This is a genomic window from Cellulophaga geojensis KL-A (assembly GCF_000568425.1).
Taxonomy (GTDB): Bacteria; Bacteroidota; Bacteroidia; order Flavobacteriales; family Flavobacteriaceae; genus Cellulophaga; species Cellulophaga lytica.
In genome coordinates, this window is sequence record NZ_ARZX01000043.1 from 1 (window position 1) to 6,770 (window position 6,770).

Below are 6,770 nucleotides of genomic sequence, written 5' to 3' on the forward strand. Positions count from 1 at the left end.
ACTGCCCTACGTTTCTTATACGTAGACGTTGTGCATAATGCAAAAAATCGTTCTAAAATTCAACATTTGAACTAAAAAAGCCAACCGCACAAACAGCACATTTATTTTTTTTTGCCAACGCGAAATGCCAACGCTAAAAAAATAAAAGAGCTGTTTTTCGCCAACGCTCGAAAAAAATGATACATTAGGAAAATGCAAACTGAAGAAGAAATCCTAAAAATAAAAAAAGTGAAAAACACCGCAGTAAGAACTGTGGTTTTACGACATCTTTTGAGCCAAGAAAAAGCACAATCGTTGAAAGATATAGAAAACGCATTGGCATATACGGACAGAAGTTCGATTTTCAGAACGCTGAAAACATTTGAAGAAAACAAAGTCATCCACAGCATTGAAGATGGTTCTGGAATGACCAAATATGCGGTTTGTGCCAAAGGCTGTAACTGCGACCCAAAGGATTTGCACTATCATTTTTATTGCACAAACTGCGATAAAACATTCTGCCTTTTTGATGTTCCTATTCCCAAAATTCAACTTCCCGAAAACTTCAAACTACAACAAGCAAATATGGTCGTAAAAGGTCTATGCGATAACTGTAACAAGTAATCTTTGCAATCGAGTTGCAGTAAAAGGAATTTACATTTGCACTATTCTTAAAAACAGAATTAGCAGATGACAAAAGCATTTTTAACTTCATTTTTCTTCGTTATATCATATATTTCTTTCGCACAGAACAGCGACATTTCTATTTTCATTACAGATTCGGAAACCAACGAACCATTACTTGGAGCAACAGTTTATTTCGAGGAGCTTGAAAAAGGAGCGGTAACAAATTTTGACGGAATTGCCACATTTACAGAAATCCCGAACGGCAACCAAACCATAAAAATTTCATACGTAGGCTTCAAAACTATCGAAACCACAATTGAAATTGGCACAAAAAAAGTCTTTTCTTTCAAACTCGAATCGGGAGGAAATGAATTGGACGAAGTCGTTATTCAATCTTCAAGAAGTACACGAACTGTTAGAAAAATACCCACAAGAATAGAATTCATTGGAGCGGAAGAATTGAGCGAAAAAGCAGTAATGAATCCGACCAATATTTCAATGGTACTTCGAGAAAGTACAGGAATACAAATGCAACAAACTTCGTTAAGTAGCGGAAATACCAACATTAGAATTCAAGGACTCGATGGACGATACACTCAACTTTTAAGAGACGGATTTCCTTTGTATGGTGGATTTTCAAGTGGTTTGAGTATTTTACAGATTCCGCCATTAGACTTAAAACAATTTGAAATCATAAAAGGAAGTTCATCAACGCTTTATGGTGGTGGTGCAATTGCAGGTTTGATAAATATGGTTTCCAAAACACCAGACGAAGAACCTGCTTTGGATATTATGCTGACACAAACCCAAGCTCTGGGAAGTACAGCAAATGTGTTTTACAGCAAACGGAATGATAAGTTTGGTGTTTCACTTTATGGTTCAGGTCATTATCAAAAAGCGTATGACCCAGAAGATGACGGCTTTAGTAACTTGCCAAAAACAACTTCGATTTCATTCAACCCAAAATTCTTTTATTATCCATCGGAAAAAACAACATTTTGGTTTGGCTTAAACGGAACGTATGACGACAGAATTGGTGGCGACATCACAAAAATTGAAAGTGGCGAAAATGGCATCCATCAATATACCGAAGAAAACGTATCGAAAAGATTGAGCAGTCAAGCGGTTTACGAAACTCAAATAGATTCCGTCAGTTCATTAAATATCAAAAATAGTATCTCGTTCTTCGACAGAGAACTGACCATTCCCGATTTTACATTTGACGGTAAACAAACCAATACATTCACGGAAATAAACTATCAAAAGTCAGCCAATAAAACAGATTGGATTTTTGGTGCAAACCTATATACTTCCGATTTTGATGAAAATGATAATGCAACTTTGCAACGTGACCAAACAGACATAACTTATGGAGCATTTGTAAATAATATTTATGACATTTCGGATAATTGGATTTTGGAAACAGGATTGCGAGCAGATTACAATACTGATTTTGGCTTCTTTCCGCTTCCTAGAGTTTCATTGCTATACAAAAATGATAGCGGATTTTCGAGCAGAATTGGTGGTGGATTAGGTTACAAAATTCCAGATATTTTTACAGAAGAGGCGGAATTTATCAATTTTAGAAATGTACTTGGTATTGATAAATCTTCACTAAATGCGGAACGTTCTTATGGTGTAAATCTTGATTTCAACTATCAAACACGTTTATTTGAAACCGTTGGTTTTTCTATTAATCAACTGTTTTATGTAACTGCGATTAATGATGCATTACTGTTAAATTCAACTGATAATGGATTTTTCCAATTTGAGAATGCAACAGATGAAATTTTGAGCAAAGGTGCTGAAACAAACATCAAGTTTACCTATAAAGATTTTAGGTGGTTCCTAAATTATGCACTCATTGACACAAGGTTGAACTATTTAGCTGGCAATCCTCAAAAACCTTTGACAGCAAAACATAACGCAGGAAGTGTTTTGATGTACGAATCTGAAAAATGGCGAATCGGTTATGAAACGTTTTACACAGGAAAGCAATTTTTGTCTAATGGAACAGAAACAACCGACTTCATAACAATGGGTTTTGTGGCAATGCGAAATTTTAAATGGGGAACAACTTTTGTGAATTTTGAAAACTTTACCGATAGAAGACAAAGCAGGTTCTCGCCTTTGGTTTTGCCACCACACGACAATCCAGAATTTCCCGAAATATATGCACCAACAGACGGTTTTATATTTAGCGTTGGAGTAATTATCAAACCTTTTGGAAACGAAGATGACGACTAAAATGAACAAAACGATATTTGAAATCAGTAAGATGGATTGTTCTTCAGAGGAAAATCTAATCCGAATGAAACTGGACGGAATTCAAGAAATCAAAAATCTTGATTTTGACATTCCAAACCGAAAATTGACCGTTTTTCACGATGGTCATAACGACCAAATTGAAAAGTCAATTATCGAATTAAAATTAGGCGGAAAGAAAATCTCGACCGAAGAAACCAACGAAAAAGATTTTGTAGAAAACACCAACCAAAAAAAGCTACTTTGGATTGTACTGGCGATAAATTTTGTCTTCTTCATTATCGAAATGACCACAGGGCTCATCTCGAAATCAATGGGATTGGTTGCCGATAGTTTGGATATGCTTGCCGACAGTTTTGTTTACGGAATTAGCTTGTTTGCGGTTGGCGGTACGTTGATTAAGAAAAAACGGATTGCAAAAATTGCAGGCTATTTTCAGATAACACTTGCGATTATTGGATTTGTGGAAGTGTTGAGAAGATTTTTTGGAGCCGAGAAACTTCCCGATTTTTCAACGATGATTATCGTTTCGATTTTAGCACTTATCGCAAACGGAATTTGTCTTTACATTTTGCAAAAGTCAAAGAGCAAAGAAGAGGCACATATGAAAGCGAGTATGATTTTTACTTCCAATGACGTGATTATCAATTTGGGAGTAATAATCGCAGGAATTTTAGTGAATTGGCTAAATTCCAACAAACCTGATTTGATTATCGGAACAATCGTTTTTATAGTGGTAATACAAGGTGCATTTCGGATTTTGAAATTAAGTAAGTAATCGGAATTGCCAACGCTGAAAGCCATACACATTTACAGTCGCTCAAGCCATCACACCACCAAAACTGTAAAAGAATATGTCTTGCCAACGCTCAATTTAGAACTAAATAACAAACATCGGAAAACCAAGCAAAACGTGAAAAGCACTATGCACAACAATGTATATAAAACATAGCTATTACAGGCTTTCCGAGAGGTTTTTGCTTCTCTATTAAGTCCACCAAATTTTTATTTTTGTATATTTAAAAAATTAAAGATAAATAGAAAAAATAAAAATTTGGCTCGTGTATAATCCGAAAAGTTAGTGTTTATTTATACGCTACGTTTCATATACTAGACCGTTGTAGCCAATTAGAAAAAAGAGACGAGTGAATAAAAAAACTTTAATATTGATTGTAAGTATATGGGTAGTTCTGACAATCGCAAACTACTACTTTGTTCCATACTTCATTGTTGCACTCGAATGGCTGGCTCTTTCTCTGATTCTTTTTATATGGACAATTGGGCAAATAGTCAAACTAATTAAGGAAAGAAAGAATTTAACCCGACAAAGAATTGCGTCAGTTTTTGTCATTTCGACTTTGTTCCTATTAACTTTCTTTCGACAACCTGTAAATCAAATTATTGAGAATGCAGATTGGTACATATTCTACAACAAACGGACAGAAGTAGTGGAACAAGTAAAGAACGGAGAATTAAAGCCAAATGTGAGTTGGAACGGATGGGTTTGTGAATTGCCTTACGAATTTCCTGTAATATCTAATGGCGGTAATGACATTGGAATTTCTATGAATGACAGTACGAATGAAGTGACCGTAACATTTTGGGTTTTCAGGAATTTCTTCAGTGCACCTTCAACTCATTTTGTATACACAAATCGACCAGAAGACATAAAATATTACAATGACCTTATTGAACGAAATCCTGATGACAATTGGAAAATTGAAGAAAATTGGTATCGGACATTTCACGAATGAAAAAATAAAAACTGGCTACAACAACACCTATACGCAATTCCCTTCGGGACACTGCGCATAGCCAAACCGTTGGGCATAATTTGAACAAACCTATGGCAAAACCGAAAGCAAAGACATTACAACAAAGACTAGGTTTTTTTGATGACGACTTAAAAAAACCTGAACACGATGATATAATAAAGTGGACTGACAAGAACATAGAAACCATTTTGTTAAAATTGTATAATCTAGAAAATTGGAGCGAAAAATCGAAAAACGACTTAATAGAAAAAGTAGATAAAATAACTTCAAAAGAGTTATCCGAGGAAAAAACGTCATTAAAAAAACTAAAATCTGAACTTGAGAAAAGTTTAAAGTCTCTCAAAGAATCTAAAAAGAAATTCAAGGAAAATCCTGATGAAAGTTATTACATCGAAGACAGAATTGAACGAGAGGAAAAAGAGTGTGACGAATTAAAACTCAAAATCGAAAAATCCGAAAAGAAAATAATTTACCTAGAAACTTTTGACGGATTAGCAAATGAATTACCGAAAAGAAACAAGCCACGAATAACTGAAAGAATTTGGGAATATACTGTTACAAATCAAAGTCATAATCGGAATACTGGATACAAATCAGCAAAAAACATTATCGGATTTGTAGATTTAAAAGTGAATTTTGTTTACGATAGATTGACAGTAACTGGAATTGACTTTGAAACTGAAACAGTAACTGGGAAAATAGAATGGTCTCAAACTGAAAAACATCGGCAATTTTATAACGAAATTCTAAACCATAATATATTCATAGAGGTAAAAACTCAAATAACAACATTAGGCGAACTTTTCAGACAATTAAATACTTATAAAGAATATTTAAACGGAGATTTTTTAGTTGTTTGTCCTGACGACTCTGAAAAAGAGACGATTGAAAATCAAGGTTTCCGATTTATAAAGTACGAAAAATAAAAAACTATGCCCAACACCGTATAAAATTAATGGCTAGTTCTCGCCTACTTACGAAAATCCTCGCGGATTTTCTATCTGGTGTTTATTTGCTAAATTAGGTGCTTAAACACGCCACTAATCTTATACATAAACGTTAGCAAAAATTTGAACCAAGACAATGAGCGAAATTCTTTTCATAGACGAACCACAAGAGAAATTAGATGAAATTCAAAGTCTGATAAAAGTCGTTTATGAAGGATTTATGGCTTTAGCAATGGATTATGGTTATCACATCAATAATGTTTTCGGACAATCGAAAGATGGAAAACACGAAATTTATGAATTAAGAGATAGTATTAATTATAGAATAAGAAGTGCAAACCTTCATTTTTACTTACTAATTGTCAGAAAGTTTGAAATAGAAAACAGATTTGCAAAAATGTTAAAGGAAAAACCAACTGTTTTTAACGGATTTATAATGGGAAATCCACATTTTGAAATGGCTTCTGACGAAATAATGGCAATTTATGACAGTATAGTTTTTCATCTATCTTCGTGTTTCGATTATTTAGCAATGTTAACCCAATTTGTATTTGGTAAAAACCCACAAACGAAATTGCAATGGATAACTTTAGTAAAGCATTGTCACAATAATAAAAGTGAATTTGCAAATAGAAAATTTGTAGAAAACATCAAAAAAGTTAATTCAGAATTTGTAAGCAAATTTAATGACTATCGTGCTGAACTTATTCATAGAAAAAAGTCAACCTCTTTTGCAAATGTATCTTGGGAATTAGATTCAGGAAAAGTAACTACTCAATTTAAATGTTCTGAAAAAATAAAATCGAATCTAAAGAAAATCATAGATAAAGATTTAGAATATTGTATAAGTTATGCATCGTTTGAATTAATAAAACAGACTCTATTAAAAATATCGCACGTTTTGAACGGAATGCACGATGAGTTTAGGGAAAATTATATTGGACACGCACCAAAAATGAATAATGGAGGATTTCAATTAATTACAATGAATCCAGAAACAAAATTTGCGGAATCACCTGCTTTGGGAAGTTGGAAGAAATTTATGGAATATAAAAACTTTTGCTAACACCGTGTATAATTCATTGCTAGTTATAGCCTACTTACGAAAGTCCTCGCGGACTTTCTATCTGTTATTTATTTGCTAAATTTAGTGCTTAAACACGCAACGAAATCATAC

Annotated in this window: 6 protein-coding genes; all 6 read left to right on the forward strand. The window is 33.7% G+C overall.

All coding sequences use genetic code 11. The features are described from left to right. Positions 1–192 precede the first annotated feature (192 nt). The 6 genes from KLA_RS16810 to KLA_RS16835 all read left to right on the forward strand — a co-directional run bounded on the left by KLA_RS16810 (position 193) and on the right by KLA_RS16835 (position 6,659). Positions 193–603, forward strand: coding sequence for a Fur family transcriptional regulator (locus KLA_RS16810; protein WP_034647249.1), 411 nt, complete (start codon positions 193–195; stop codon positions 601–603). 66 nt (positions 604–669) lie between these two features. Beyond that, positions 670–2,853: a TonB-dependent receptor gene (locus KLA_RS16815; RefSeq protein WP_034647251.1), complete on the forward strand. Its 2,184-nt coding sequence runs from the start codon at positions 670–672 to the stop codon at positions 2,851–2,853. A gap of 1 nt (position 2,854) precedes the next feature. Then, on the forward strand, positions 2,855–3,649 hold the full coding sequence (locus KLA_RS16820; RefSeq protein WP_034647253.1) for a cation transporter: 795 nt from the start codon (positions 2,855–2,857) through the stop codon (positions 3,647–3,649). A 670-nt stretch (positions 3,650–4,319) separates the two neighbouring features. Beyond that, the gene (locus tag KLA_RS17995) at positions 4,320–4,625 is read left to right on the forward strand and encodes a hypothetical protein (RefSeq protein WP_152536871.1); all 306 of its coding nucleotides are present in this window, start codon (positions 4,320–4,322) and stop codon (positions 4,623–4,625) included. 92 nt (positions 4,626–4,717) lie between these two features. Then, on the forward strand, positions 4,718–5,572 hold the full coding sequence (locus KLA_RS16830) for a hypothetical protein (RefSeq protein ID WP_034647255.1): 855 nt from the start codon (positions 4,718–4,720) through the stop codon (positions 5,570–5,572). 157 nt (positions 5,573–5,729) lie between these two features. Further along, on the forward strand, positions 5,730–6,659 hold the full coding sequence (locus tag KLA_RS16835) for a hypothetical protein (protein ID WP_034647257.1): 930 nt from the start codon (positions 5,730–5,732) through the stop codon (positions 6,657–6,659). The last annotated feature ends 111 nt before the right edge of the window (positions 6,660–6,770 follow it).

Bases quoted from the DNA above. Each gene is read 5' to 3' on its own strand.
- KLA_RS16810 (WP_034647249.1), top strand. From the start codon at position 193: ATGCAAACTGAAGAAGAAATCCTAAAAATAAAAAAAGTGAAAAACACC.
- KLA_RS16815 (WP_034647251.1), top strand. From the start codon at position 670: ATGACAAAAGCATTTTTAACTTCATTTTTCTTCGTTATATCATATATT.
- KLA_RS16820 (WP_034647253.1), top strand. From the start codon at position 2,855: ATGAACAAAACGATATTTGAAATCAGTAAGATGGATTGTTCTTCAGAG.
- KLA_RS16830 (WP_034647255.1), top strand. From the start codon at position 4,718: ATGGCAAAACCGAAAGCAAAGACATTACAACAAAGACTAGGTTTTTTT.
- KLA_RS16835 (WP_034647257.1), top strand. From the start codon at position 5,730: ATGAGCGAAATTCTTTTCATAGACGAACCACAAGAGAAATTAGATGAA.